General features: G+C 46.5%; 18 protein-coding genes, 3 rRNA genes and 2 riboswitches. Of the genes, 13 read left to right on the top strand and 8 right to left on the bottom strand.

The annotated features are described in order from the left end of the window. The first annotated feature begins 560 nt into the window (after window positions 1-560). The 6 genes from ACETMN_RS04570 (at window position 561) to ACETMN_RS04595 (ending at window position 7,858) form a co-directional block, all read left to right on the top strand. Window positions 561-2,113, top strand: a 16S ribosomal RNA gene (locus ACETMN_RS04570). A 343-nt stretch (window positions 2,114-2,456) separates the two neighbouring features. Beyond that, window positions 2,457-5,384, top strand: a 23S ribosomal RNA gene (locus tag ACETMN_RS04575). A gap of 81 nt (window positions 5,385-5,465) precedes the next feature. Next, window positions 5,466-5,582: ribosomal RNA gene (rrf, locus tag ACETMN_RS04580) — 5S ribosomal RNA — on the top strand. The 16S, 23S and 5S rRNA genes sit together here, the layout of an rRNA operon. A 188-nt stretch (window positions 5,583-5,770) precedes the next feature. Beyond that, complete coding sequence (locus tag ACETMN_RS04585; protein ID WP_091016113.1) at window positions 5,771-6,394, top strand: deoxynucleoside kinase; 624 nt, start codon at window positions 5,771-5,773, stop codon at window positions 6,392-6,394. After that, window positions 6,391-7,047 (top strand): deoxynucleoside kinase, encoded by a 657-nt coding sequence (locus ACETMN_RS04590; protein ID WP_091016111.1) that lies wholly within the window; start codon window positions 6,391-6,393, stop codon window positions 7,045-7,047. Before ACETMN_RS04585 ends, ACETMN_RS04590 begins: the two co-directional genes overlap by 4 nt. A 328-nt stretch (window positions 7,048-7,375) precedes the next feature. Next, the gene (locus tag ACETMN_RS04595) at window positions 7,376-7,858 is read left to right on the top strand and encodes a hypothetical protein (RefSeq protein WP_256975112.1); all 483 of its coding nucleotides are present in this window, start codon (window positions 7,376-7,378) and stop codon (window positions 7,856-7,858) included. Window positions 7,859-8,416: 558 nt separating this feature from the next. Here the strand turns inward: ACETMN_RS04595 and ACETMN_RS04600 are convergent. From ACETMN_RS04600 to ACETMN_RS04630, 7 genes are all read right to left on the bottom strand, one after another. After that, complete coding sequence (locus tag ACETMN_RS04600) at window positions 8,417-9,160, bottom strand: MerR family transcriptional regulator (RefSeq protein ID WP_091016107.1); 744 nt, start codon at window positions 9,158-9,160, stop codon at window positions 8,417-8,419. A 324-nt stretch (window positions 9,161-9,484) separates the two neighbouring features. Continuing rightward, window positions 9,485-10,150: a thiamine phosphate synthase gene (gene thiE / locus ACETMN_RS04605; protein WP_411735831.1), complete on the bottom strand. Its 666-nt coding sequence runs from the start codon at window positions 10,148-10,150 to the stop codon at window positions 9,485-9,487. Then, complete coding sequence (gene thiD, locus ACETMN_RS04610) at window positions 10,150-10,962, bottom strand: bifunctional hydroxymethylpyrimidine kinase/phosphomethylpyrimidine kinase (RefSeq protein WP_411735832.1); 813 nt, start codon at window positions 10,960-10,962, stop codon at window positions 10,150-10,152. The genes thiE and thiD overlap by 1 nt, the downstream gene beginning before the upstream one ends. Beyond that, window positions 10,959-11,771 carry a hydroxyethylthiazole kinase gene (thiM, locus tag ACETMN_RS04615; protein ID WP_411735833.1) on the bottom strand — a complete coding sequence of 271 codons (813 nt, stop codon included), beginning with the start codon at window positions 11,769-11,771 and terminating at the stop codon, window positions 10,959-10,961. Before thiM ends, thiD begins: the two co-directional genes overlap by 4 nt. Before the next feature lie 1,088 nt (window positions 11,772-12,859). Continuing rightward, the gene (locus tag ACETMN_RS04620; protein ID WP_192132582.1) at window positions 12,860-13,933 is read right to left on the bottom strand and encodes an ABC transporter substrate-binding protein; all 1,074 of its coding nucleotides are present in this window, start codon (window positions 13,931-13,933) and stop codon (window positions 12,860-12,862) included. 154 nt (window positions 13,934-14,087) lie between these two features. Then, a complete protein-coding gene (locus tag ACETMN_RS04625; protein ID WP_411735834.1) occupies window positions 14,088-14,900 on the bottom strand; it encodes an ABC transporter permease in 813 nt (270 codons plus the stop codon). Continuing rightward, the gene (locus tag ACETMN_RS04630) at window positions 14,887-15,654 is read right to left on the bottom strand and encodes an ABC transporter ATP-binding protein (RefSeq protein ID WP_411735835.1); all 768 of its coding nucleotides are present in this window, start codon (window positions 15,652-15,654) and stop codon (window positions 14,887-14,889) included. Before ACETMN_RS04630 ends, ACETMN_RS04625 begins: the two co-directional genes overlap by 14 nt. A 176-nt stretch (window positions 15,655-15,830) precedes the next feature. Continuing rightward, window positions 15,831-15,933, bottom strand: a riboswitch (TPP riboswitch). A gap of 285 nt (window positions 15,934-16,218) precedes the next feature. Here ACETMN_RS04630 and ACETMN_RS04635 point away from each other — a divergent pair. The 4 genes from ACETMN_RS04635 (at window position 16,219) to ACETMN_RS04650 (ending at window position 22,032) form a co-directional block, all read left to right on the top strand. Further along, on the top strand, window positions 16,219-16,917 hold the full coding sequence (locus tag ACETMN_RS04635) for an aspartate/glutamate racemase family protein (protein WP_091016098.1): 699 nt from the start codon (window positions 16,219-16,221) through the stop codon (window positions 16,915-16,917). Between the two features lie 131 nt (window positions 16,918-17,048). Next, window positions 17,049-17,924, top strand: a complete 876-nt coding sequence (locus ACETMN_RS04640; protein WP_091016096.1) for a radical SAM/SPASM domain-containing protein — start codon at window positions 17,049-17,051, stop codon at window positions 17,922-17,924. 265 nt (window positions 17,925-18,189) lie between these two features. Further along, complete coding sequence (locus ACETMN_RS04645; RefSeq protein WP_091016094.1) at window positions 18,190-21,024, top strand: S-layer homology domain-containing protein; 2,835 nt, start codon at window positions 18,190-18,192, stop codon at window positions 21,022-21,024. A 339-nt stretch (window positions 21,025-21,363) separates the two neighbouring features. Beyond that, entirely contained in the window at window positions 21,364-22,032 is a 669-nt protein-coding gene (locus tag ACETMN_RS04650; protein ID WP_091016092.1) for a pectate lyase, read from the top strand. A 178-nt stretch (window positions 22,033-22,210) separates the two neighbouring features. Here ACETMN_RS04650 and ACETMN_RS04655 read toward each other — a convergent pair whose 3' ends face one another. Continuing rightward, on the bottom strand, window positions 22,211-23,158 hold the full coding sequence (locus tag ACETMN_RS04655; RefSeq protein WP_091016090.1) for a copper amine oxidase N-terminal domain-containing protein: 948 nt from the start codon (window positions 23,156-23,158) through the stop codon (window positions 22,211-22,213). Window positions 23,159-23,323: 165 nt separating this feature from the next. Then, a riboswitch (TPP riboswitch) is annotated at window positions 23,324-23,434 on the top strand. A gap of 267 nt (window positions 23,435-23,701) precedes the next feature. Here ACETMN_RS04655 and ACETMN_RS04660 point away from each other — a divergent pair. Genes ACETMN_RS04660 through ACETMN_RS04670 form a run of 3 tightly spaced genes read left to right on the top strand, consistent with a single transcriptional unit; the run spans window position 23,702 to window position 26,642 of the window. Next, entirely contained in the window at window positions 23,702-24,295 is a 594-nt protein-coding gene (locus ACETMN_RS04660; protein ID WP_091016088.1) for an ECF transporter S component, read from the top strand. After that, window positions 24,296-25,873: an ABC transporter ATP-binding protein gene (locus ACETMN_RS04665; protein ID WP_091016087.1), complete on the top strand. Its 1,578-nt coding sequence runs from the start codon at window positions 24,296-24,298 to the stop codon at window positions 25,871-25,873. Continuing rightward, the gene (locus ACETMN_RS04670; RefSeq protein ID WP_091016085.1) at window positions 25,848-26,642 is read left to right on the top strand and encodes an energy-coupling factor transporter transmembrane component T family protein; all 795 of its coding nucleotides are present in this window, start codon (window positions 25,848-25,850) and stop codon (window positions 26,640-26,642) included. Before ACETMN_RS04665 ends, ACETMN_RS04670 begins: the two co-directional genes overlap by 26 nt. The last annotated feature ends 83 nt before the right edge of the window (window positions 26,643-26,725 follow it).

The following is a 26,725-nucleotide window of genomic DNA, read 5'->3' on the forward strand; positions in this document are numbered from 1 at the left end:
ACATGACCTTGATAAAAGGACAACCTAAATTGAGCGTACTTAATGAAGCTAAAATATATGAGAGGAGATGTAGGCTAATGAGTTTAAGTCAATTAGACTTGTATGGTGATATATGAATGGGGAGAGTGTCGTTTAAGCTATAATAAACTTTACACTGGGATAGAGGAGAGCAACGCAGTAAAGGTAGTTGATTTGTAGTAAATGAATTTTATTAAATTAAGTGTTGTAATTAATATCTGTACGTGATATATTATTAATCCGGTCAAGAAAACACAGTTTACACGGTGCGGCAAGCGAATGAAATAAGCTTCGAAAGAAACTTGAAAAAAGAGCTTGCAAAGTTGGTTCGGACATGATATTATATAAGAGTTGCTGAAGAGAACGGCGTTCGGTAACGAAACAGGTTTGATCTTTGAAAACTGAACAACGAGTGAGTGAACATTCTGCTTGCAGAATGAACGCAAAAGTTGGAAACAAGCCTTGGCTTGAATCGACTGGAGCACAAATGAGATTTTTAATCTCGTCAGATTCAAAATGAGCTTATCGCTCTTTTCAATACTTTATTGGAGAGTTTGATCCTGGCTCAGGACGAACGCTGGCGGCATGCCTAATACATGCAAGTCGAGCGGACTTGAAGAGAAGCTTGCTTCTCTGATGGTTAGCGGCGGACGGGTGAGTAACACGTAGGCAACCTGCCCTCAAGTTTGGGACAACTACCGGAAACGGTAGCTAATACCGAATAATTGTTTTCTTCGCCTGAAGGAAACTGGAAAGACGGAGCAATCTGTCACTTGGGGATGGGCCTGCGGCGCATTAGCTAGTTGGTGAGGTAACGGCTCACCAAGGCGACGATGCGTAGCCGACCTGAGAGGGTGATCGGCCACACTGGGACTGAGACACGGCCCAGACTCCTACGGGAGGCAGCAGTAGGGAATCTTCCGCAATGGGCGAAAGCCTGACGGAGCAATGCCGCGTGAGTGATGAAGGTTTTCGGATCGTAAAGCTCTGTTGCCAGGGAAGAACGCTTGGGAGAGTAACTGCTCTCAAGGTGACGGTACCTGAGAAGAAAGCCCCGGCTAACTACGTGCCAGCAGCCGCGGTAATACGTAGGGGGCAAGCGTTGTCCGGAATTATTGGGCGTAAAGCGCGCGCAGGCGGTCATTTAAGTCTGGTGTTTAATCCCGGGGCTCAACCCCGGATCGCACTGGAAACTGGGTGACTTGAGTGCAGAAGAGGAGAGTGGAATTCCACGTGTAGCGGTGAAATGCGTAGATATGTGGAGGAACACCAGTGGCGAAGGCGACTCTCTGGGCTGTAACTGACGCTGAGGCGCGAAAGCGTGGGGAGCAAACAGGATTAGATACCCTGGTAGTCCACGCCGTAAACGATGAGTGCTAGGTGTTAGGGGTTTCGATACCCTTGGTGCCGAAGTTAACACATTAAGCACTCCGCCTGGGGAGTACGGTCGCAAGACTGAAACTCAAAGGAATTGACGGGGACCCGCACAAGCAGTGGAGTATGTGGTTTAATTCGAAGCAACGCGAAGAACCTTACCAGGTCTTGACATCCCTCTGACCGGTACAGAGATGTACCTTTCCTTCGGGACAGAGGAGACAGGTGGTGCATGGTTGTCGTCAGCTCGTGTCGTGAGATGTTGGGTTAAGTCCCGCAACGAGCGCAACCCTTATATTTAGTTGCCAGCACTTCGGGTGGGCACTCTAGATAGACTGCCGGTGACAAACCGGAGGAAGGTGGGGATGACGTCAAATCATCATGCCCCTTATGACCTGGGCTACACACGTACTACAATGGCCGGTACAACGGGCTGCGAAATCGCGAGATGGAGCCAATCCCAACAAAGCCGGTCTCAGTTCGGATTGCAGGCTGCAACTCGCCTGCATGAAGTCGGAATTGCTAGTAATCGCGGATCAGCATGCCGCGGTGAATACGTTCCCGGGTCTTGTACACACCGCCCGTCACACCACGAGAGTTTATAACACCCGAAGTCGGTGGGGTAACCGCAAGGAGCCAGCCGCCGAAGGTGGGATAGATGATTGGGGTGAAGTCGTAACAAGGTAGCCGTATCGGAAGGTGCGGCTGGATCACCTCCTTTCTATGGAGAATCGTTTCCTGCAACGGAAACATTCAAATATAAGTCTTCAGGAAGCATGCTTCCGAAGCGAGCTTTACTTCGTAAAGCTTTTAACTCACTCGTTGCTCAGTTTTGAGAGCTCAAACTCTCAAAATAGCTTGCTTTTGCATGGAGCTTGTTCTTTGAAAACTAGATATCGAAACGAAACAAACGCGAATTAGAACATTCCTTTTTAGCTGAACTTGTGTTAAACAAGTTTAATAAATTGGTACTTAATTGCTTTTGCGATGGTATTGGATGGGAGTGACTTTTGGCTTTGCGCAAGCAAAACAAGGGAAACGAGCAGTCAAAACCGGAGCAAACTGGTTAAGCTACTAAGAGCACACGGAGGATGCCTAGGCGCTAGGAGCCGATGAAGGACGTGGCGAACAACGAAACTGCCTCGGGGAGCTGTAAGCAAGCTTTGATCCGGGGGTGTCCGAATGGGGAAACCCAGCTGGGGTAATTTCCAGTTACTCATAACTGAATACATAGGTTATGCAGAGGCATACCAGGGGAACTGAAACATCTAAGTACCCTGAGGAAGAGAAAACAATAGTGATTCCGTCAGTAGCGGCGAGCGAACGCGGAGAAGCCCAAACCAGAGAGCTTGCTCTTTGGGGTTGTGGGACGTCTCACATGGAGTTACAAAGGAACCGGTTAAGCGAAGAGGTCTGGAAAGGCCCGCCAAAGAAGGTAAAAGCCCTGTAGTTGAAAGTCTGTTCCCTCCGAGACGGATCCCGAGTAGTGCGGGGCACGTGAAACCCCGTATGAATCCGGCAGGACCATCTGCCAAGGCTAAATACTTCCTAGCGACCGATAGTGAAGCAGTACCGTGAGGGAAAGGTGAAAAGCACCCCGGAAGGGGAGTGAAATAGAACCTGAAACCGTGTGCTTACAAAAAGTCAGAGCCCGTTTTAGGGGTGATGGCGTGCCTTTTGTAGAATGAACCGGCGAGTTACGTTCCCGTGCAAGGTTAAGGTGAAGAGCCGGAGCCGCAGCGAAAGCGAGTCTGAATAGGGCGACATAGTACGTGGACGTAGACCCGAAACCGGGTGATCTACCCCTGTCCAGGGTGAAGGTGCGGTAACACGCACTGGAGGCCCGAACCCACGCATGTTGAAAAATGCGGGGATGAGGTGGGGGTAGCGGAGAAATTCCAATCGAACTCGGAGATAGCTGGTTCTCCCCGAAATAGCTTTAGGGCTAGCCTCGGAAAACAGAGTCGTGGAGGTAGAGCACTGATTGGGTGCGGGGCCCGCAAGGGTTACCAAGCTCAGTCAAACTCCGAATGCCATAGACTTACTTCCGGGAGTCAGACAGTGAGTGCTAAGATCCATTGTCAAAAGGGAAACAGCCCAGACCATCAGCTAAGGTCCCCAAGTGTGTGTTAAGTGGGAAAGGATGTGGAGTTGCACAGACAACCAGGATGTTGGCTTAGAAGCAGCCACCATTGAAAGAGTGCGTAATAGCTCACTGGTCGAGTGACTCTGCGCCGAAAATGTAACGGGGCTAAACACACCACCGAAGCTATGGCTTGATGCTTTGCATCAGGGGTAGGGGAGCGTTGTATAAGGGTTGAAGGTGTACCGTAAGGAGCGCTGGACATTATACAAGTGAGAATGCCGGTATGAGTAACGAAAAGATCAGTGAGAATCTGATCCGCCGAAAGCCTAAGGGTTCCTGAGGAAGGCTCGTCCGCTCAGGGTAAGTCGGGACCTAAGGCGAGGCCGAAAGGCGTAGTCGAAGGACAACAGGTCGAAATTCCTGTACCACCGTAAGCCGTTATGAGCAATGGGGGGACGCAGTAGGGTAGTGACGCGGACTGATGGATGTCCGTCTAAGCAGTAAGGCTGATGTGTAGGCAAATCCGCACATTGTAAGGCTGAGCTGTGATGGGGAGCGAAAATTATAGTAGCGAAGGTCATGATCTCACACTGCCAAGAAAAGCCTCTAGCCAGGTGAAGGTGCCCGTACCGCAAACCGACACAGGTAGGCGAGAAGAGTATTCTAAGGCGCGCGGAAGAACTCTCGTTAAGGAACTCGGCAAAATGACCCCGTAACTTCGGGAGAAGGGGTGCCCCGGTAGTGTGAATAGCACGAGGGGGCCGCAGTGAAAAGGCCCAAGCGACTGTTTAGCAAAAACACAGGTCTGTGCGAAGCCGTAAGGCGAAGTATACGGGCTGACGCCTGCCCGGTGCTGGAAGGTTAAGGGGAGTGGTTAGGGAGTAATCCCGAAGCTGTGAACCGAAGCCCCAGTAAACGGCGGCCGTAACTATAACGGTCCTAAGGTAGCGAAATTCCTTGTCAGGTAAATTCTGACCCGCACGAATGGCGTAACGACTTGGGCGCTGTCTCAACGAGAGATCCGGTGAAATTTTAATACCTGTGAAGATGCAGGTTACCCGCGACAAGACGGAAAGACCCCATGGAGCTTTACTGCAGCTTGATATTGAATTTGGGTACGATCTGTACAGGATAGGTGGGAGCCTTTGAAGCATGAGCGCCAGCTTGTGTGGAGGCAACGTTGGGATACCACCCTGATCGTATCTAGGTTCTAACCTGGTACCGTAATCCGGTGCGGGGACAGTGTCAGGTGGGCAGTTTGACTGGGGCGGTCGCCTCCTAAAGAGTAACGGAGGCGCCCAAAGGTTCCCTCAGAATGGTTGGAAATCATTCGAAGAGTGCAAAGGCATAAGGGAGCTTGACTGCGAGACCTACAAGTCGAGCAGGGACGAAAGTCGGGCTTAGTGATCCGGTGGTACCGCATGGAAGGGCCATCGCTCAACGGATAAAAGCTACCCTGGGGATAACAGGCTTATCTCCCCCAAGAGTCCACATCGACGGGGAGGTTTGGCACCTCGATGTCGGCTCATCGCATCCTGGGGCTGAAGTAGGTCCCAAGGGTTGGGCTGTTCGCCCATTAAAGCGGTACGCGAGCTGGGTTCAGAACGTCGTGAGACAGTTCGGTCCCTATCTGTCGTGGGCGTAGGAAATTTGAGAGGAGCTGTCCTTAGTACGAGAGGACCGGGATGGACGTACCGCTGGTGTACCAGTTGTTCCGCCAGGAGCACCGCTGGGTAGCTATGTACGGACGGGATAAACGCTGAAAGCATCTAAGCGTGAAGCCCCCCTCAAGATGAGATTTCCCAGTATGTAAGACCCCTTGAAGACGACGAGGTAGATAGGCTGGGGGTGGAAGTGCAGCAATGCATGGAGCTGACCAGTACTAATCGGTCGAGGGCTTATCCAATAGCAAGTGATAATTCGCGTGTTTCGTTTCGAATCTAGTTTTCAGAGAACAACAACTCTGAAATGTAAGCACAGCTATGCGTTTGGTGGCGATGGCGGAGGGGTTCCACACGTACCCATCCCGAACACGACCGTTAAGCCCTCTAGCGCCGATGGTACTTGGACCGCAGGGTCCTGGGAGAGTAGGACGCCGCCAAGCAATAGGAAGAACACACTTGAATGATTTCAAGTGTGTCTTTTTTTTATTTTAATGTAATTAATAGTCCCGATTTGACTTGTTATATACATAAAATACTGGCGTTCCAATCCTTAAAGCTATGATACAATAGGTGAGGTCTATATAGAAAACGGAAACACGCATAAGTACGAGGAGGAAAAGTGAACACGATGAAATCAGCCCCGTTTATTGCCGTGGAAGGTCCGATTGGAGCGGGGAAAACAACGCTGGCAACGATGCTTTCCCATGAATTGAATCTTCCGTTAGTTAAAGAAATCGTAGAAGAGAATCCATTTCTGGCTTCCTTTTATCAGGATATCGACGAGTGGAGTTTCCAATTGGAAATGTTTTTTCTGTGTAATCGGTTTAAACAACTGGAAGACACGGGTGTTCATTATGTAGAGCAGAATACCCCAGTCATTTCAGACTATCATATCTATAAAAATATGATTTTTGCCGATCGTACCTTAAAGGGAACGAAACGGGATAAGTATCGTCAAATCTATCATCTGTTAACAGATGATCTGCCAAAGCCCAATCTGGTGCTCTATATTGAAGCTGAACTCAATACGTTGATGTACCGCATTAACAAGCGTGGACGCTCATTTGAGCAGGACATGGACCCGGTATATATGGAACAACTGATCGCCGATTACAAAACAGGCATGGACTATCTGGCAAATAGCTCAAATCCACCAGTAATCATTAAGGTTAATGCAGAGCAACTCGACTTTGTGGAACATCCTGAACACTTCAGGCAGATTGTTAATCAGGTAAAGGAGTATATCATATGAATAACTATGGCATTCCAGCGAATGCATTAATTACGGTAGCAGGTACGGTTGGGGTGGGTAAATCCACGTTAACGGCTGCGCTTGCACAGCGTTTGAATTTCAAGACTTCTTTGGAGCAAGTCGATCACAATCCTTATTTGGAGAAGTTCTATCATGACTTCGAGCGTTGGAGCTTCCATCTGCAGATTTATTTCCTGGCAGAGCGCTTCAAGGAACAGAAGAAGATTTTTGAACTGGGTGGGGGATTCGTTCAGGATCGTTCCATCTATGAAGATACGGGCATTTTTGCACAAATGCATGCAGATCAAGGAACCATGTCTGCTACCGATTTCGAGACATACAGCAGTTTGTTTGAAGCGATGGTAATGACACCGTATTTTCCACATCCAGACGTGCTGATCTATCTGGAAGGCAGTCTGCCTTCGATTTTAAACCGAATTACGGAACGCGGACGTGAGATGGAGATTCAGACGGATCGTTCGTACTGGGAGCACATGCACGAGCGCTATTCCGTGTGGATTGATCAGTTTACGGCTTGCCCTGTGCTACGTCTGAACATTGATGAGTATGATGTGCATGATCCGGCATCGGTGGATGCCATTTTGGCACAGATTGCAGCTGTCATTCAGCCTTCCAAGGAAGTACAAAGGTAAGATAGATAGAGCTTTTCAATGTAGTTTTCTCGGTTACATCGGTTATATCTATGATACAGATATGGACAACATCCCTTCTACGGCAATTATGCTGTTGGAGGGATGTTTTTTTATGTGCCAAGGGAATGATTATGAGATGTTTGTGGATAAAACTAAAATGATATATTCGAGCGAATAAGGAAATGGATGCTTAATATATCTTTTCTATTATATAAATACATGGTCACCAAAAGTAGAAAAATGTTGAATAATAGGTCTTTTTGTGGTTTCATAGGAAAGGTGAATTCTGGAAAAAAAGCATATGCATGACTCAGGAGGGAAAGACAACGTGGAAGAGAAACAAGGAGTTAAAATCGGTATGCCGATCATTGGTGGTTTAATTGCAGCCATTCTGGGAGGCATCGTATGGGCAGCTATTGCTGCAATGACCGAGTATGAGGTGGGACTAATTGCGATTTTGATTGGAGCACTCACGGGCTACGCAGTTGTGTTGTTCTCCAATAAACAAATTGCGACGGTACATAAGATTATTGCCGTACTGTTTGCGCTTGTTGGCATTTTGTTGGGGAAATATCTGACGGTCGTATATTTTACTTCCGAACTATTTGGTGATGTAAGCGTGATGGAACTTGTGTTTGATAGCGAGATGATCAGTGCGTTTGTGGAAACCTTTCAGGAGTACTTCAGTCAACCGATTGATTTGTTATTCATCGTGCTTGCGATTGTGTCTGCATGGCAGATTCCTGGCCGGATGGCGAGAACCAGTCTAGCTACGGATGCATCCTCATCGGACCACGCACCAAAAGCTTAATCAGATAGACGGTGGACGCTGGTAGCAAAATGAAGAACGTTTGACAGAAGAAACTTAATCATCTTCTTCCTAAGCATCTGGTGAAACGGTTATATCGAAGGACTGGGAGCAGAAGAAAGATGTAGTAAAGAGCAATCTACGTTAATTCATAAAGTACTCAGAGTGAGCAGCAGTTAGGCTTGTTCACATTGCGGCTGGGTTACTTGCATATACAAAAGGGACGATACGCTTGAGGGCGTACGTCCCTTTTGTGTATCCACCAGTTAGAAGGTAGGATATGGCTCATAACTGGTGCAACAACTCGGATCGATTTAAATTACTTAATACATAACCCTAGTATATATCCAACATTTTCATAAGGTTAATTACAAGAAAGATGTGGTCACCCCAGGAGGTAGGTTCAAATATCCCAAGGGTTATTTACTGCGTATAAAGCTGATGACGAGAATATTTCACCTTTACAGGACAGGGGTGTAACTTCCAGACTATCGTTTACAGTGTACATCTGACAGCAATGAGAGTTGAATAATACTGAATGTGGTGGAAGACAGGGCTATATTATTTGTTTTGCTCAGCAAAAACAGCCATAGCATCTCTCATAAATACTGCCAAACCATCGCCAAACTGATCAATATTACGCGTGAAGCGTTCATCGTCCACGTACATCTGACCAAGTCCTCTGAAGGCTTCAGGTGAGTAGCTTCCCATTTGGTTTAGCCAAGTGTACCACTCTTTGATGCCAGACTGTGCCTCCGCAGATGCTGGTTCTGTGTGACGAAGTGAAGCCAGATGTTTGTAGATCTCGTTCATTTGATCTGATAGAGCCTTCTGATCTGTGGTTGATTTACTGTGCAGCTTCTGATTTGCGTGATCGACGGCATGGTCTCCCCAACGTTCCCGCGCTTCTTGTTCATACGGATTCTGGCTAAAATCAAATCCTTCGAATTGTTCTTTGGCTGTCATTTTAATTTCTCCTTTCACGTGTAAAACCGTTCTATCAATGGTAGCAATCATCTGGTCCAAGTGTCGGCGCTTCTCCAGCAGTATAAGTCGATGCATATTAAGTGCTTCTTCTGGATTGAAGGAGGGGTTGTTTATAATGTTTTTGATCTCCTTCAGAGAGAAGTCGAGTTCCTTGAAAAACAAAATCTGCTGTAACCGTTCCAGGTTGGCATCTGAATATAATCGATACCCGGCAGAAGTCACTTCGTCGGGGGTTAATAGTCCGATCTCATCATAGTGATGCAGTGTGCGCACACTGATCGAGGCAAGTTCGGCAACTTCTTTTACCTTCATGGCCATGTGTGAAACCTCCTTACAACACCGATTGTACAGTGTCACGTTACGTGAGAGTCAACCGTTGAAAATGAAAAAACAAGATGCGAGCATGGAAGCTGCATCCTGATCATGGATTGGTGACAGGTTGTGAATAGGTGTGAATAGATGTGATGAAATTATTGTATCATCCAGTCACTGCAGGGGAGCGGATGCGCTTCTAAGTCGAAGACATAGACTGCCGCACCGCAGGGGGGAGGCTCCTCTGTTATGGAGAGGAGAGCTATCGGTTATGGGCCGCACCATGTATTCGGTGCAGCCCATGGGGCTGGCAGTGCAGGGAGAGCAGGGCTACGCCTGCATCCCGAGCACTGCCGCAGCGAACTGCGCAGCCGCTGCGCGCACATCGGCCGCGCCCGCGATGGCGGAGATGACGGCTACGCCGTCGGCTCCAGCCGCCATCACGGCGGCCGTGGTATCGGGCGTAACGCCGCCGATACCTACAATCGGAACTGCGATGCCTGCGGCGCGCAGTTCCGCCACCCCTGCGGGGCCCAGCACAGCGTGGGCGTCCGCTTTGGAGCGCGTCGGGTACATGGGCCCGACGCCAAGGTAGTCGGCGCCCGCCTGCACGGCACGGCGCGCCTCATCCACAGAGTGGGCGGATACGCCAAGCATCCGCCCATCTCCAATGCGGGCGCGTACCAGCGCCGCGCCCGCATCTTCCTGGCCGACATGCACGCCGTCGGCCTCCACCGCTACAGCCAGCTCCACATCATCGTTCACGATGAACGGGACCCCGTGCTGGCTGCACACCTCGCGAAGCTGCATCGCAAGCGTGATGCTAGCTTCGCCAACCAGGACGCCAGTTCCCTTTTCGCGGAACTGGAACAGCGTGATGCCGCCAGCAATGGCCTGGCGCAGCACTTCTACAGGGTCTTGCGTTGTATTGACGCTGCCCATCACCAAATACACCTGCATCGCGCGGCGTACCGCTTCTACATCCCAAGGGCGCATCACTGCTCACCCCGCTGTCTGCGCTGATACGCAAAATGATTTGTCGGCCCATGCCCGGCCCCAATCCCCAGCTCATCTTCGATGGCTGCCTGAATGAATGCTCGCGCGGTCGTAACGGCAGCCAGAACAGGTGAACCCTTGGCTAACTCTGCGGTAATGGCCGCAGAGTACGTGCATCCTGTTCCGTGTGTATGACGTGTTACCACACGAACATTCTCCAGGTAATGAAAAGACTGCCCATCGTAGAGCACATCCACGATCATGCCACTTCCTTCATCATGACCACCTTTGACCAAAGCATACGTTGATCCCATCTGTACAATCCGTCTTGCGGCTTCTTCCCGCTGACTCAGACTCGTGATAGACATCTCGGTAAGCAGTTCCGCTTCCGGAATATTGGGTGTTGTGATCAGGGCATGGGGCAACAGCTCCGTAACCAGCGCTTGTACAGCTTCCTGCTGGAGCAGAGGGGCACCGCCTTTGGCGACCATCACAGGGTCGATGACCAGATTAGACCAACGGTAATGCTGCCATTTCTCAGCCACTAGACGAATAATTTCGGCACTATATAACATGCCGGTCTTCGTTGCGGTTGGTTGAAAGTCTTCACCCGTCGAGTCCAATTGCTGGGCAATGCCATCGTAAGGGATGGGAAAAACGCCCTGCACACCTGTGGTATTTTGGGCAGCAATAGCGGTGATAACGGTCATGCCGTATGCGCCAAGCTCCTGGAATGTTTTCAAATCAGCCTGAATTCCTGCACCGCCCCCGTTATCGGAACCTGCAATGGTTAGCGCTTGAGCAATGCTCATACTACACCTCCACGGATCTGACGGATTTGTGCGCGCTCTGCCAAGAGGTCGGGCGTTACTTGTGCCAGTTGATTCAACAATTCAATCTGGAAGCTACCCGGCCCCTGATGAGCCGTCTTCTCTGCCGCCAGTTCAGCCGCTACGCCATAAAAAGCGAGTGCTTCAACAACACTGCCTGGAAGATCGTCTTCGGATTCCGCTATGGCTGTAAAAGCGCCAATCACCGAACTGAGCAGACAGCCAGCACCTGTGACCTGAGTGAGCAAGGCATGACCATTACTCGTAAGGAATGTGGATTGTCCATCAGTAATGATATCTTCTTTTCCGGTAATGACCACAACACAGCCAAGTTTATGCGCTGCCCGCTCCGCAATTCCAATCCGGTCACCTTCACCTGATCCTGCGTCCACACCTTTAATACTCCAGCTCTCACCGATGACATTGGCGACTTCCGCCACATTGCCGCGCAGCACCGTGAGGCGAAGCTCACGAACGAGCATCTGCACGGTTTCTGTACGATAGGGGGTTGCGCCTGCGCCGACGGGATCAAGCACCACAGGCACTTGATGTGCATTAGCCGATTGGCCTGCGAGACGGATCGCCTGAACGACTTTGTCATCGAGTGTACCAATGTTGAGTACCACGGCTCCTGACATCTTGGCGACATCAGCGACCTCTTCATGGGCATAGGCCATAAAAGGGGATGCACCCAGTGCGAGCAGACCATTGGCTGTAAAAGGAGCAACGACAAGGTTGGTAATATTGTGTACCAGCGGATTTTGCGTACGAACACGTTCCAGATAAGACATATAATTTCCTCCTTGTTTTGAAGTAACCCCATCGGTGGAAGTCCGATATCTGGAGTCACTCAGCAGAATAATAGGATATGAGTCTCCTTGCCTGAGTATGGCGCAGAGTGTAATGACAACAAGAGGTATGAAAGCAGCGGTAAAATAGAAACGTAAAAATAAATCAATTTCATAAACTCACTAAAAATAGATTTTTGTAACTGGATATAGACAAACAGAATCTTCTTGCGCTATGTCTGTCCTTGATTGAAACAGCTAGAGGTTGCATACATATAAAATGTAAATGGACAGAAATGCTGCTGCACAAAAACGCAACAATATTAAAACGAAACAGTACAAAATACAGAATAAAGAAAGTGGAGCCAGGGCCTGTTTCCAAACTCAGGCAAGCGATACGTGATGGACGTAAGCGTTCAAATAGAGTCTTAAAGACCAACACCAAGACCAAGCTGGCAGCTCTTTTGGCGAATTCCTTGCGACTGGTCAGACGGTGTTTCTAAAGAACCCAGGACATCTTATTTGGCTGTCAAATCCTACTTTTGAAATCTAAGGAACGTCAGACACGTTATTTCCCAGAATCTCCTGACCAAAACGCTGCAAACAGCTATTTATTCTGATATAACATGTTTCAGGTTCTTTAGATTTCTGCAACCGCTCCAAATCCCTGAATAGGACGCCTCAGATTCGTTAGCGCTCGCCGCATGCTCTACTCCGAACACATTAAGGTGCGATTCAGCTCACGGTAGATTTGAAGATATGCGCTAATGTACATGACCAAATGCATAGCACCAAGCCGCACAGACGCATACAAGGTACCCGATCGCATATCATCTCATCCAAACGCATACAAGGTACTCGATCGCATACCAACAAGCCACCAAAACGCATATCAAGCTGCTCTGATGCACATCAAATCACTTTGGCTTGTTAAAAATTCCGATTCTCAGATGCTTGCTTCAGGGCAATTCCATTTCGCAAAACTTCCTGCATCCGATCCTCACGTTTCTTGCTAACTTTGCTTTTGATGACATTGCTTTCATTCCCTTGCGTTCAGTCACTTTTCCTTTATTCACGTTGCTCTCCTTTATTTACTCTCCTTGCAGATTAATAAAAGCATCCTCGGCTTTCACCGATTCAGGAATCAGATCCTGTTCAACGAGCCAAGCACGTACATTCTCCCATGATTCCATTTCCTGCCGACCAAACGGTTGGCCTTCTTCATTCATAAGTGGCAGTAGAATAGTAAGGCTTTTGGTTTCGACATCCGGGTCAAGCGGAGACGTTTGATTCTCATGAGCGAGCAGAATATTCAAGGCTTCTTCTGGATGCTCAGTCACATATTTTTGTCCTTCCTGGACCGCTTTGACGAACCGGGTAAGCTGTTCTTTTTTTGCTTGAATGCCAGCTTCACTCGCAGTCAGGACCAGTTCATAATAATCAGGTACGCCATAATCGACGGGGTTAATTGATTTCATGGAATGTCCTTCTTTCTCCAAAATCAATTGTTCATGGTTAATAAAACCACCCATAATCGCATCCGCCTGTCCGGAAGCCAGTGAAGGAATCAGATCGAATCCAACGTCGACCAGATTCATGTTATCTGGGTTGCCACCATCGTGGCTGATCATCGTACGAACCATCGCTTCATACAGCGGAATTGAAGAATACCCGACAGTTTTTCCGTCAAGATCTTTGGGTGAACTCACGTTGCCATTGGCTTCGGTCAATAGATGAACAAGCGGGTGCCGAACAACAGCAGCAATAGATCGTACAGGAATGGTCTCGCCACGCGCGAGCAAGATTTGGGGCTGGTAGCTTAAGGCCAGATCAATTTTACCGGCAGCAACAAGTTTGAGTGAATCATTGGTATCCGCAGGCATCTGAATTTCGACATCCAGACCTTGGTCTGCGAAGTACCCTTTTTCCTGAGCCACATAGATGAAGGAGTGTACTGCATTCGGGTACCAGTCGAGCATGATGGACAGTTTATCTTTGGCGTCTGATGCTGGTTCGGTTGCAGACTTGTCTGTTTGTTGTGCATTGGTTGCAGAGTCTGTTGTTGGCGTGTTACTGCTGGTATTCGTGGTGCTGCATCCACTGACTATCAGCAAAAGGCTAATGAGCATGATGGGAAGCAGGGAGTGTATGCCTTTATTATTCATAATGGAAGTTCCTCATTTCATTGTTTAAGGTTTGTAGGAGAAGAACAGCAGGATGTTAACGGACAACGTGATGATTGAAACATAACTGATGATATGTGCAAAAAGTGTTTGGAAATCATACTTCCTATCATTAAATCGGATTCACTCTCCAAGATTATCCGTTCTTTCTTTTGCCTCCATGACGGCGTGTGTTAAACCGTTTCTCCAGCCAGGCAATCAATATAAACAAAACGATCCCAAGCAGGGATAACAGCACAATAGCGGCAAACATCGCGTCCGTGTTCATGTTGCTGGACATACGGCGGCTGAAGTATCCGAGACCTTTGCTGCCACCGAGCCATTCGCCAATCGTTGCACCAACCACGCAGTACACCACAGACATCTTTAGCCCCGAGAAAAAAGAGGGAAGGGCAAGTGGAACCTGGAGTTTGCAAAAAATATCCCACTTGCTGGCGCCCATGGTGAGCAGCAGTTCACGCTGTTCTGGATCGCCTTGGCGAAGTCCATCGTAGGTGCTGACCACAATGGGGAAGAAGGCGATCAGGAACACCACGGCGACTTTGCTCCACAAGGTATAACCAAACCACAGGATGAATACAGGGGACAGGGCAATCAGTGGTATGGTTTGACTGATCACGATGAAGGGATACAAGGCCTTTTCAATCGATCGGTTCATATGCATTCCTGTCGCTAGCGTAATTCCAGTCACTATGGACAAGCCAAAACCAACAATAACCTCCATCAAGGTAGCAGGCAGATGTGTAGCCAGCAGGAGGTAGCGATGCTCATACAGGGAGCTGGCAATCGCCGTTGGGGCTGGAATGATGAAGGAGGGCACCCATCCCATACGCACAATCCACTCCCAGAAGACAAGTAGCAAGAGCAGGAGCCAAAGAAACAGACCATAACGGGCAAGCCAACGCCTTACGCTATCCTTCATGCAGTCTCCCAAGTTACCTTCTCGCATGCAATTGTTCCTCCAGTCGTCGTCTCATCTGAACGAGCGCCGGTTCATAGATCATGTCCGAATGTCTTGGACGTGGCAAAGGTACCGTCAAATCCTGTAGCTGTTGGCCTTGGCGCCCCGGAGTTAACAGGATAATCCGATCACTGAGCAGCAGCGCCTCTTCAATGTCATGCGTAATGAACAACACGGTTTTGCCAAAGCCCTCCCACAGTTCCAACAACCAGCGATGCATCTCCCGTTTGGTTAAGGCATCGAGTGCGCCGAATGGTTCATCCAGCAGCATGAGTTGGCCACCTGTCAGCAAAGTACGAAGCAGCGCGACACGCTGGCGCATGCCACCCGACAGCTCGTCTGGGTAAGCATTCGCGTAGCCGGATAGGCCAAATCTGTCGAGCCCAGCCAGAATGTCCGCGCGAATTCTTCCCTTATCCTGCCGCTCTGGAGCAAGTTCAGCGGGGAGCATGCAATTCTCCATGACGGTTCGCCAGGATAACAGGAGGTCCTTTTGTGGCATGTAGGCCACCTGCCCCAGTCGCTTTCCTTCAGGGACCCAAGGAATTTCTATGGTTCCATGGGTTGGCTCAAGCAGGCCTGCCAGCAGCTTGAAAAGGGTGCTTTTACCGGAGCCGCTGGAGCCGATAAGCGAGACGAATTCGCCGTTGGCTACACGCATCGACACATTGGAGAGCACGGGGGGATCCCTTTTTTCCGGGAAAGCGTAGCTCATGTTGTGAATGGTTATGTTATTATCCATCTCGTTTTGTCCCCCCTTGTTATTCCAAATTCAACTTCAAACTACGGGATCTTTAATTACACCTTCTGATCTGCCCGCAGAACGCGAAAAAGACCCACCCATTTCCGGAGAAATGAGTGGGTCTGTAAGTTCAATTCACATTAAATTTCATCATCAACATGAAAAAATCCGCTTACTGAAAGGCCGCTCCACTTCCCTCCGCTGGTATGATCCAGATCAGGTTCAAAGGGTCCGAATCATTCGATTCGTCTCAGCCGTAAGGCTCCCCTAGTGCAATGTTCAAGATATGCAGTTGTGTGTTCAGCATATATCACATGCAAGTGGAATGTAAAGGGGGCGCTTGGAAAGAATGTGAGTACTGATCTGAAAATGGTTCCGGTCAGATTATTCGGATTGTACAGCCAGATCATTCGGGTAGAAGCAATAATCCGTTGCCGGAATTGCTCCAGGTCCCTCTATTCCTCTTACTGGGGCAGGTTTATTTAATCAGATAGATACGGTACAATATCTATTAAATTTCTATATACTGCTTTCGGAATGTATTAAATGGAAGGGAGAGTGTATATGAAAACGATTGGTCTTATTGGTGGAATGAGCTGGGAGTCATCGTTAGAATATTATCGAATTATTAATGAAGAAGTGAAAAATAAATTGGGAGGATTGCATTCAGCCAAATGCATTTTATATAGCGTGGATTTTGAAGAAATCGAGCGTTATCAAGCTGAAGGTGATTGGGAAAGTGCTGGTGAATTATTAGGGAATGCTGCTCAGTCTTTGGAAAAGGCAGGAGCAGAAATGATTGTAATTTGTACAAATACGATGCATAAAGTGATTAAACATATTGAAGAAAAAGTGCGTTTACCCATTGTACATATTGCTGATTCAACAGCAAATCAAATTCATAAGTCCAAAATAAGTACGGTTGGTTTACTTGGCACTAAATATACGATGGAACAAGACTTTTATAAAAAACGAATTGAATTGAATGGTATTAAGGTTTTGATACCGAATGAAGAGGATAGAAAAGTTATCAATAAAATAATATATGAGGAATTATGTTTAGGGAAAATTGAGCCCTTATCAAGGGATTATTATAAAAAGGTGATCCAAAGGCTAGTTGATGATGGAGCTGAGGGGATCATATTAGGTTGCACCGAAATTGGATTATTAGTAAAAGTAGAGGATTCAGAAGTTCCATTATTTGATACAACACGTATTCATGCGATTGAATCTGTTCATTTGGCACTAGCCAAATCATTTTGACACAACCAGATAAACCAGTTCTCTGATTTACCTTGGCTCATGAACCCGATATAATAGGGATGGCCCGTATAGGCCGGATCACAAAATGCAGGTGGGATTGTTCTCCCTCCTAGGCAGAATGGGGACCCGAGTTGAAAACGTTCAAAAAAGTATATATTGAGATCACGAGTATCTGCAATCTGGCTTGCAGCTTCTGTCCACAGACGCAGCGTGCCAAAGGATTCATTGACCCTGAAGTCTTCAACAATATACTGGAACAAGTTAAACCACACACCAATCATATTTATCTACATGTCAAAGGTGAACCCTTGTTGCATCCCAAAATAGATCTGTTGCTCGATTCCGCACATGAGAAGGGACTCAAGGTGAACATTACAACGAATGGTACACTATTGCCCAAGACTCAGCATAAATTGCTTGGCAAACCGGCGCTGCGGCAGATGAATTTCTCCCTGCACAGCTTCGATGGGCATGAAGGTTCAACCGACCGTGACGGATACCTGAGCAACATTCTGTCTTTTGTTCACGAAGCGGTGAAGCACAATGTCATCATCTCATTCCGGTTGTGGAATCTGACGCAGGATAACTTCACAAATGCTCAGATGAATCGAAATCGGGAGACCCTTGAAGTATTGGAACGTGAATTCAATCTGGACTTCCGAATTGAGGAAAAAGTAGTTCCAGGCAGCGGGGTCAAAATTGCCCCGAATGTATACCTGAATCAGGACCATGAGTTCCAGTGGCCGAGTCTGGATGCACCTGAAGATGACGGCAAAGGCTTCTGCCATGCATTGCGTGGTCAGGCAGCTGTGCTTGTAGATGGAACGGTGGTTCCATGCTGTCTTGATGGTGAGGGTGTCATTAACCTTGGTAATGTGCACGAGAAGTCATTCTCGGAGATTATTGAGGGTGAACGAGCGAACAATCTGGTATATGGCTTCTCCAAGCGCGAAGCTGTGGAAGAGTTGTGTCGAAAGTGCGGTTATCGTCAGAGATTCGGAGCCTAGAATATATAAATTTATTTAAAAACGAACCTACCGAAAATATTTGTTTCGGTAGGTTCGTTTTGTCTTTATTGCGAAATTATTTAGATAATAAGAATTGAAATCAATTCAGGATAAAAACTTTTTTGTAAAATCATAGTTTATTAATCTTGTTTTTATGAATTTGCATGGTATTATTATCCTATTGATTAGGAGGTGAATTAGTTCTAAAGATTCATATATTAGTGGATTTACCTACCAGAAGCCTACTGAGGAGTGTGTTTTAGTTTTGAATTCAAAATGGAAAAAGTTTAATCACAAACTATCGTTAATGCTATCAACGTCGCTAATTGTTTCTATGTTATCTATCAATTTATCTGTATCGGCAGAAGTGGCTACATCTAAAACTTCTTTTACTGATATTGATAATTCGTATGCCAAAACGGAAATAACCAAATTAGTAGAACAAGGAATACTCACAGGATTTACTGATGGGACATTTAAACCCTCCGATTCGGTAACACGAGCTCAATTAGCAAAAATTATGGTCGGTGCCCTTAATTTAAAGCCTGATAATGTCGAAGAAAGTCAATTCAGAGATGTAAAGGAAGATCAATGGTATGCCGGATATGTAGGTGCACTTGTCAAATCTGGAATTGCTCAAGGTACCTCCAAAGATAGCTTTTCACCTAATAAAAATGTGACAAGAGAAGAGTTGGCTGTATTTTTTGTTAGAGCCTTTGGTTGGGATCATCAAGATGTAACGAGTCGAACATCCAAACCACAACTCTCCGATTTGGGTCAAGTATCTAACTGGGCGAAAGATTCTGTAACACTAGCCTATCAATCTGGTTTTATCAAAGGATTAGTTCAAAAAGATGGAACAGTAAAATTTAATCCATCAGGCATAGCAGATCGACAGGCGCTAGCTAGACTTGCATATGAGTTTGTGATAAATAAGTCTACATATGATAGTTACATGGCTCCTACCAAGACAGAGATTGATACTGAAGATTCAAATGAAGTAAAACCTGAAACAACAAAACCTTCTGAAGGTAACAGTAAGGGAAATAGCGGTAGCAGCTCCGGAGATAAAGGGAACGGAAGTAACAATGGTGGAAATAGTGGAGGCGGGGAACAAGTCCCTAGTAATAATCTCTCTGCTCCAGGTACATATACTCTTGGTAATGTAACTGGAAATGTAACCATCAGTTCTCAAGGTGTCGTTCTAAAAAACACCAAAGTAAATGGTAAGCTGAAGATACTTGAGTCCGTAGGAAACGGTGACGTGACTCTTGATAATGTTAGTGTCACGGGAACTACTGAGATTCAAGGCGGAGGACCAAATAGTATTCATGCAGTGGACTCGGTTCTTGCAACAGTGATTGTTGACAAAGCGGATGGCAGTATTCGTTTGGTCCTTGAAGGTGGAAGTGATGTTCAGCAGATTGAGATTAGATCTGGTGCAATCGTACAGAACGTCTCCACGGGTGATGTCGGACCGATTGAAATAGCAGAGTCGATACCCCATAATTCTTCGGTAGTGCTCAGTGGAAGCTTCGACTCTGTAATGGTTCATGCAGAACAAGTTTCAGTGGAGTTCGGAGATAACTCCACCATTGGAAATCTCGAAGTGTTCCAAGAAGCATTGAGTACAGTGTTTAAAATTAACCATGGTGCTGTAGTGAATCGGGCTATATTAAATGCAATCGTACAATTTTCTGGAGCAGGAACATTATCTTCAGCTCTGGTCAATGTAGAAGGTATTGATTTTAGCCAACTTAATCAACACCCAGCTATTGAGGTAGATCCTACAGTGACTAGTATAGTTTATTCACCTCAAGAAACAGAGTTCTCAGCAATTGATTCGACCCGTCAGATCGTCTTCACGGGTATCACTACCTCAACGATCAAAGATATCACTTCTATTGCAGAATGGAATGTCGAGGATAGCACCATTGCCATTATTGACTCAGGCAAGATTCAAGCTAAAGGCAACGGTACGACAGTGGTAAAAGCCAAATATGGAGATTTCGAAATCAATGTTCCAGTAACCGTTGCAGTCTATAACGAAGGAATAGTCTATCCGACACTCAAAGGGATTCAAGTTACAAATGGAAGTGCAAAGTTGAATTTTTCTGAGGGTTTGGATGTTTCTGAACTGACTGCAAATGATTTCGTAGTTCGTGCCTATTTTGATGGGGCGGAACAACAATTGAATAACTTGCAGTACCGCAATGGCGAATTTACTTTTGATGCTATTGATAGCTACGGAGCCACATTGTACATCACTGTGGAGTCAGATGTTAATAAAACACATTTTGCAGGAAGCCAAAGTGGTGCAATCAAACTTACAGGATTCGGTGGTCACATCAAGGATGTAGCTGGAGCACCGGTTGCAGATTTAAGTATTTCGTTTAGAAAAGGCTTGGATAACAAAACAGGTGAAATTGTCGGTACTGTCAAAACGAATACTCAAGGAAACTACTATATCAATCTTCCCCCAGGCATCTACACAGGTGAACTTGGAGGTGGAGATACAAAATATATTACAACTTATCTCATTGGTGTCTCGGCAGTAAATGTAGAGAATAAACGTGAGAATCAAACTGCTATTGAAATACCTACACAAGATGAAACACGCTTTGTGTTAACTTGGGGTAAAGATCCAGTGGATCTGGATTCACACCTCGTAGGTCCAGCAGGTGATGAGGGAATGTTCCATACGTACTACTCTGATAAACAATATTATAATAATGGCGAACTTATGGTTGATTTGGATTTGGATGATGTAACGTCTTACGGACCTGAAACGACAACCATTCGTCATTTACTTCCTGGAACGTATACATTCTATGTTCATCATTTTTCTGGATCAAGCACAATCAAGAAATCTGGTGCCAAAATTGACGTGTTCCATGGTGCTGTAGCCACTCCAAGTGCAACGTATACTGTAGCAGATGCCAGTGGTAATGAAAGATACTGGGTCGTTCTCAGAATGATCGTTTCTGAAGAGGGTGTGGTTACTTATGAAACAGTAAATGAATTTACCAATCTCGATCCACTCACTTCACTTCAACCATCGGATGAAATTAACGAAGATGAATTGGAAACTCTAGAGTAAATAGAGTACTTAGATTAGTTTTAAATCTATCATGTAGAAACCCTGTCTATAAAAAGACTAAGGGTTTCTTTTTTTTGTATGAAATTTTGGTGGCTTAAATAGAGCATATCCGAAGTTGATATCGGTACATAACAAGTAGACATGATAACTCAAAGTATGTTGAAACATCAGGCTCTATGCTGGAAAATACAAACGTGATCTAATGATTATTCTAGTTGCCTTCCTTATTTGGTAGGATTAGGTTGTGGGTCGGACAGAGGTGCACCTCTGACGATCTTCCAGGACAAGCTCAGGCTTGTACAATATCAAATAACGAGAGAATAAGGGAGGAATAAAGTTATGAAAAAAATGTTGACGTTGTTGCTGTCCGCTGGTTTGGTTGCTTCTATATTTGGTGCCGTTCCGGCTGCGGCTGCACCTACCGTTGTAAATTCAACCATTGTGGTTCCAAAGGGCACGACCTATGACGGCCAAGGTAAAACATTTGTAGCCAATCCTTCCACACTGGGCGACGGATCTCAAGCAGAAAATCAGAAGCCAGTCTTTCGTCTGAAGGCAGGGGCCACGCTCAAAAACGTAAACATTGGATCACCAGCTGCTGATGGTGTTCATTGTTATGGCAACTGTAATATATCGAATGTGGTCTGGCAGGACGTGGGCGAGGATGCACTGACATTGAAGTCTGCCGGAACGGTTAACATTACCGGTGGGGCAGCGTATAAGGCTTATGATAAAGTGTTCCAGATGAATGCAGCTGGAACAATTAACATCAAAAATTTCCGTGCAGATGATATTGGCAAACTGGTTCGCCAAAATGGTGGAACTTCCTTCGCAGTTAACATGACGCTGGATAACTCCAACATTTCCAATGTAAAAGATTCGATTATGCGTACAGACAGCAGCACATCACAAGGGAAAATTACGAATACCCGTTATTCCAAAGTACCAACGTTGTTCAAGGGGTTTGCTTCAGGGAAAACGAGCCAGTCAGGGAACACGCAATATTAGACAGGAGATTGAATCGCGGGAGTTGGTAAAAGTTTAAGCTCCGCTTGTAATTTGAAGTTAAAATATAACGCCAAAAAGAGCGTCCCAAGGTCATTGCCACAATGACTTTGAGGGCGCTCTTTGTAATGCAGATGTGATAATATTTCTGCTGAGCAATGTCTTATAGAGGATGCTCAGACTATTTCTCTCCCGGAACTTCAACGATGACTTTGCCTTTCTCGGGGACAACAGAACCGGTATCAATAGAGCCCAATTTGTTCATGATCTCGTAAGAGGTTTCTTCAAGCATGCGAGAGTACTTGAATGATACGAGTGTTTGACCTGTTACGGAAGGACGAGTCCCTGCTTCAGCAACGGCTTTGTTTTTAATAAAGAACAGGTCACCGATGGTTCCGGCATTTTTGCTGATGTTAGCCTGCCATTGTAGCAGTGCACTTCCATTTTTAAGGATATAATAACTGATCAGATCGTTATCCTCAACAACGAAGAAACGATCTTTTTTACCTTGCTCAAAGATGTATTCAATGGATGAATCCACCGGACCCAAAGGATTGCGAATGTACAGACGTGCTTGTCCCAGTTCAGAGAAGCGTGGCAGATGCAGTGCGGCTTCACGCGCCACAGTCAGATCGGAACTGTTATATTCTTTTACAATCGTAGCGTCGGTAGTGTAAATGTAGGCTTCCTTGGCCTTCTGGTTCCACTGCACCTTGGCACCAAAAGCTTCACCGATGGCACGGAGCGGAAGCATCGCTTTACCATTCACCAGAATCGGCGCTGAGGATAATGTCGCATTCTGACCGTTTTTCTTCATTGTTTTGCTGTTAGATGTAAGGACATACTTATCGCTGCCTGTGCTAATGCTGATCTCTTTTGTTTTGTTATTGTAACCAAACGTATAGTTTCCGAGGAATTGAAGCTCCGTCAATGCCACGTACGTAATACCCTGCCGTATGACAACATCATATTGAGCTTGAACATTGTTAATATAAGCTGTGGGTTTAGTTGCTGCGGCTTCCGCCATAGTGGATGAGAGTAAGGCAGGTGCCGTGCCTGCGGTGAGTATCGAAGCGGCAAGGACCATTTTCCATGTTTTAAGCTGCCAAACAGAATTGTAATCTTTCATCACTATCAATCTCCCTTCTAATGTTTAAGACGGACTACATAACCTAAATGTTTCATATTATGGAAATTTAACCATCAGATTCTTTCCCCTGTTACCCCAAATGAAGCATGATGATTTTTCTAGGGATTGCCACAAATACCCATCTGATGTACATTAGAAGCAATGAAATAAGTGAACCGGGAGCTCAATGAAGTTGGGCTGAGAGAGTGGCCTTGTGCCGCTGACCGTACATCTGATCTGGGTAATGCCAGCGTAGAGAACATGGATTTGCGATATGTAAGGGTGAATTGTGAGAATGAACGTGGATGAACAACAGAACTCTTTGAACTGTGGTGGTGTATCTGCCATGACGGAGGGGCGCTGGTTGATATTCCATATTTTTGACATCCACCCAATACATCATTGTGAGGATTGTACACTGTACGTAAGGCCTGCCCGGAACCGGGGAGGCTTTTTCGTTTATTTTTAGAGGTTGTTCAACCAGTCTTTTTGAACACACACTTTTACAACCCCCACAGGGAACAAAGGAAGGACGTAGAGAACATGGCAACAACAGCAGGCAACAAGCGATTGAAACTAACGGATATTCTGGTAACCATCGTGATCGCAGTAGTGTTTGGGGTGATCTACAAGATATGGGGACCTACATATGACTTGATGAAACCCTTTGGTGTTCATGCGGAGCAGATGATCTACGGCATGTGGTTTATGGCGGGCACGTTTGCTTTTGTTATCATTCGTAAACCTGGCGTGGCTATTCTAGCCGAGGTTGCGGCTTCAACGGTAAGTGCTTTTCTGGGCAGTGAATGGGGCATGTCCACACTTGTATACGGTCTGTTGCAAGGATTGGGAGCCGAGATATTCTTCGCCGCATTTTTGTATCGTAAAACCAACCTGTTTGTCACCTGTCTTGCAGCCATAGGAGCCGCAGCGGCTTCGCTTTTGCTGGATTATCAGTACGGGTATATTGATTCACTCTCGGCCTGGAATTATACGTTATTTATCGGATTCCGCTTCATCGGAAGCATCTTGATTGCAGGAGTGTTTGCTTATTATCTCGCCAAAGCATTGGAACTGACCGGTGTAACACGCTCAATCAGACCAGTATCCAAACAAGATTATGAGGCGCTGGATTAGATGAGCGTAGAGGGGAATTCGCAAGCGGTAAGTGTGACAAATCTAAGATGCAAGTTCCCGGGAGAGAAAGCCTTGGTATTTCAAGGCTTGTCTCTTTCTGTGCGTCAAGGGGAGAAAGTGCTGTTGCTTGGCCCAAGCGGCTCCGGTAAATCGACGTTATTGCAAATTCTGAGCGGTTTAATTCCACGTTCAGTTGAAATTCCGATGAAATGTGATGATATTCAGGTTCCCGCCAGAGCAGGAGTAGTCTTTCAGGATCCGGATACCCAGTTCTGTATGTCCTTTACGGATGAAGAGATCGCATTTGTTCTGGAAAACCGAAATATTCCGCGTGAAAAGATGCCAGGGCTGATTGAATATTATCTGAAACAAGTGGGGTTATCCTTTGAACAGAATCGTGTATTGATCCAGTCCATGTCTCAGGGGATGAAGCAGCGTCTCGCGATTGCTTCAATGCTTGCCATGGACCCGGAGGTATTGTTTTTGGATGAACCCACTGCACTGCTGGATGATGAGGGTACTTCCCAAGTGTGGGATACCGTTAAACGGATCGCCAGTGACAAAACGATCATCATCGTTGAACACAAAATAAACGAGATTGTGGATATGGTCGACCGCATCATTGTCTTATCACCTGAAGGAAAGATTGTGGCGGATGGGCCAGCACAGCAGGTATTCACGGATGAACGGAGCAAGTTGAGGGATTATGGAATCTGGTATCCAGGCGTGTGGGAAGAGCATGAGCAGGAGAGGGCAACAAAAGAAGAAAAGGGAAGTGCTTCTGGAGAGCTTCAATTGTGTGTGGACCAAGGCATCTCAAGTTTGGAAGCACAGCAATCGTCTGGTTTATCCGATACACCGGGTATATCCCCCATATCTCACGTCTCATCCATATTACCTGTATCACCCGCCTATCAGCCTGCACTGGACTTGCAGCAGTTCACCGGATGGCGTGGGAAAACACCTTTCATTCAGGTGGAGCAGGCCAAGGTATGGCATGGAGACTGGATTGGTATTGTCGGAGCTAATGGAGCAGGCAAGAGTTCATTGTTGTTATCTCTGATGAATATCCTGAAAACAACAGGTCATTATGAGGTGGAAAGTCAGCCTTCTGGCAAAACGGAACAGCTTGCAGATCGAATCGCGTTTGTATTTCAGAACCCGGAGTTTCAATTTGTAACCAACACCGTCGCGGAAGAAGTGGAATTCTCATTGCTGGGGGGCAGGCTTACAACGGAAGAAAGACATGCCAGAACTACTCATATGTTAAATCAATTTGGACTAGTCGACTTGTCCGAGCGCCACCCCTATCAATTATCGATGGGGCAGAAACGACGTTTGAGCGTGGCATCCGCATTGGTCAGAGAGCAGCGAATTCTGTTGCTGGATGAACCCACTTTTGGACAGGATGCCCGCAATACGTTTGCCATGTTAGCACAGCTGGAGCAATTGCGGAGAGAGGGAACAGCCATTGTTATGGTTACCCATGATCGTGAAATTGTAAAAAGATATTGCACCCGAATCTGGACGGTGGATGAGGGGAGGTTATCTGATGCAACTGTCGTTTCCTCACCGTGAAACTTGGCTTCATAACGTCAATCCGGGATTAAAGATGATCATTCTGACGATGATGTTTGTCATCGTTATCCTCATTCACAATCTGAATGTAATGGCCAATGTTGCGGTGGCGATGATGTTATTACTGTGCTGGACAGGTCATCCGTGGTACAGATTGATACTGTATGCATCACCATTTATTCTGGTTTTTATCTCCACGTCTACAGGCATGATGATGTTTGGTAAGGGTGAGACCACATGGTATAAGTGGGGATTGATCCACATAACCGAAGAGAGTTTCTATCGCGGTATACACTTGGGTTTTCGCTCGCTGACTATGGCCGCGGCTGGGTTACTCTTTGGTCTCACGACCAAGCCAGTACGGCTGTTTTATTCCCTGATGCAGCAGTGGCGGCTTCCCGCAAAATATGCCTATAGCTTTCTGGCCGCAATGCGCATGATCCCGATTTTGCTGGATGAATTCCAGACGCTCCGTTACGCTATTCGTATTCGTGGAACACAGCAACGTGGCTCTCGCTGGAACGTGTATGGTACACTCAAGCGTTACGCTATTCCGCTGCTGGCACAGAGCATTCGCCGTGCACAGCGAATGGCGGTAGCGATGGAAGCGAAAGGATTTACGGATGGCGCGAGCCGAACATATTACATTCAGATTGGCTATTCGCGAGCTGATCTGTGGTTTGTATTTTATTATATGCTCACCTTAACAGCTGCTTATTACATCGGGGTTACCTTTCCTTATCATGCTGCGATGGTGGATGTAAGGTAATATTGGGAGATAGATAGAAATATATTGAGGTAAACGGTAACTTTTTCCTTTTTACTGCGTCTCTATTGGAAATAACTTCTAAT

The organism is Paenibacillus sp. M2 (assembly GCF_046713495.1).
In the GTDB taxonomy this organism is placed as follows: domain Bacteria; phylum Bacillota; class Bacilli; order Paenibacillales; family Paenibacillaceae; genus Paenibacillus; species Paenibacillus amylolyticus_B.

Excerpts from the sequence above, each read along its gene's own strand:
- ACETMN_RS04665 (WP_091016087.1), top strand. The coding sequence starts at position 24,296 with ATGAGCGTAGAGGGGAATTCGCAAGCGGTAAGTGTGACAAATCTAAGA.
- ACETMN_RS04585 (WP_091016113.1), top strand. The coding sequence starts at position 5,771 with ATGAAATCAGCCCCGTTTATTGCCGTGGAAGGTCCGATTGGAGCGGGG.
- ACETMN_RS04600 (WP_091016107.1), bottom strand. The coding sequence starts at position 9,160 with ATGGCCATGAAGGTAAAAGAAGTTGCCGAACTTGCCTCGATCAGTGTG.
- ACETMN_RS04660 (WP_091016088.1), top strand. The coding sequence starts at position 23,702 with ATGGCAACAACAGCAGGCAACAAGCGATTGAAACTAACGGATATTCTG.
- thiD (WP_411735832.1), bottom strand. The coding sequence starts at position 10,962 with ATGAGCATTGCTCAAGCGCTAACCATTGCAGGTTCCGATAACGGGGGC.
- ACETMN_RS04635 (WP_091016098.1), top strand. The coding sequence starts at position 16,219 with ATGAAAACGATTGGTCTTATTGGTGGAATGAGCTGGGAGTCATCGTTA.
- ACETMN_RS04650 (WP_091016092.1), top strand. The coding sequence starts at position 21,364 with ATGAAAAAAATGTTGACGTTGTTGCTGTCCGCTGGTTTGGTTGCTTCT.
- ACETMN_RS04670 (WP_091016085.1), top strand. The coding sequence starts at position 25,848 with ATGCAACTGTCGTTTCCTCACCGTGAAACTTGGCTTCATAACGTCAAT.
- thiM (WP_411735833.1), bottom strand. The coding sequence starts at position 11,771 with ATGTCTTATCTGGAACGTGTTCGTACGCAAAATCCGCTGGTACACAAT.
- thiE (WP_411735831.1), bottom strand. The coding sequence starts at position 10,150 with ATGCGCCCTTGGGATGTAGAAGCGGTACGCCGCGCGATGCAGGTGTAT.
- ACETMN_RS04620 (WP_192132582.1), bottom strand. The coding sequence starts at position 13,933 with ATGAATAATAAAGGCATACACTCCCTGCTTCCCATCATGCTCATTAGC.
- ACETMN_RS04655 (WP_091016090.1), bottom strand. The coding sequence starts at position 23,158 with ATGAAAGATTACAATTCTGTTTGGCAGCTTAAAACATGGAAAATGGTC.
- ACETMN_RS04590 (WP_091016111.1), top strand. The coding sequence starts at position 6,391 with ATGAATAACTATGGCATTCCAGCGAATGCATTAATTACGGTAGCAGGT.
- ACETMN_RS04625 (WP_411735834.1), bottom strand. The coding sequence starts at position 14,900 with ATGCGAGAAGGTAACTTGGGAGACTGCATGAAGGATAGCGTAAGGCGT.
- ACETMN_RS04630 (WP_411735835.1), bottom strand. The coding sequence starts at position 15,654 with ATGGATAATAACATAACCATTCACAACATGAGCTACGCTTTCCCGGAA.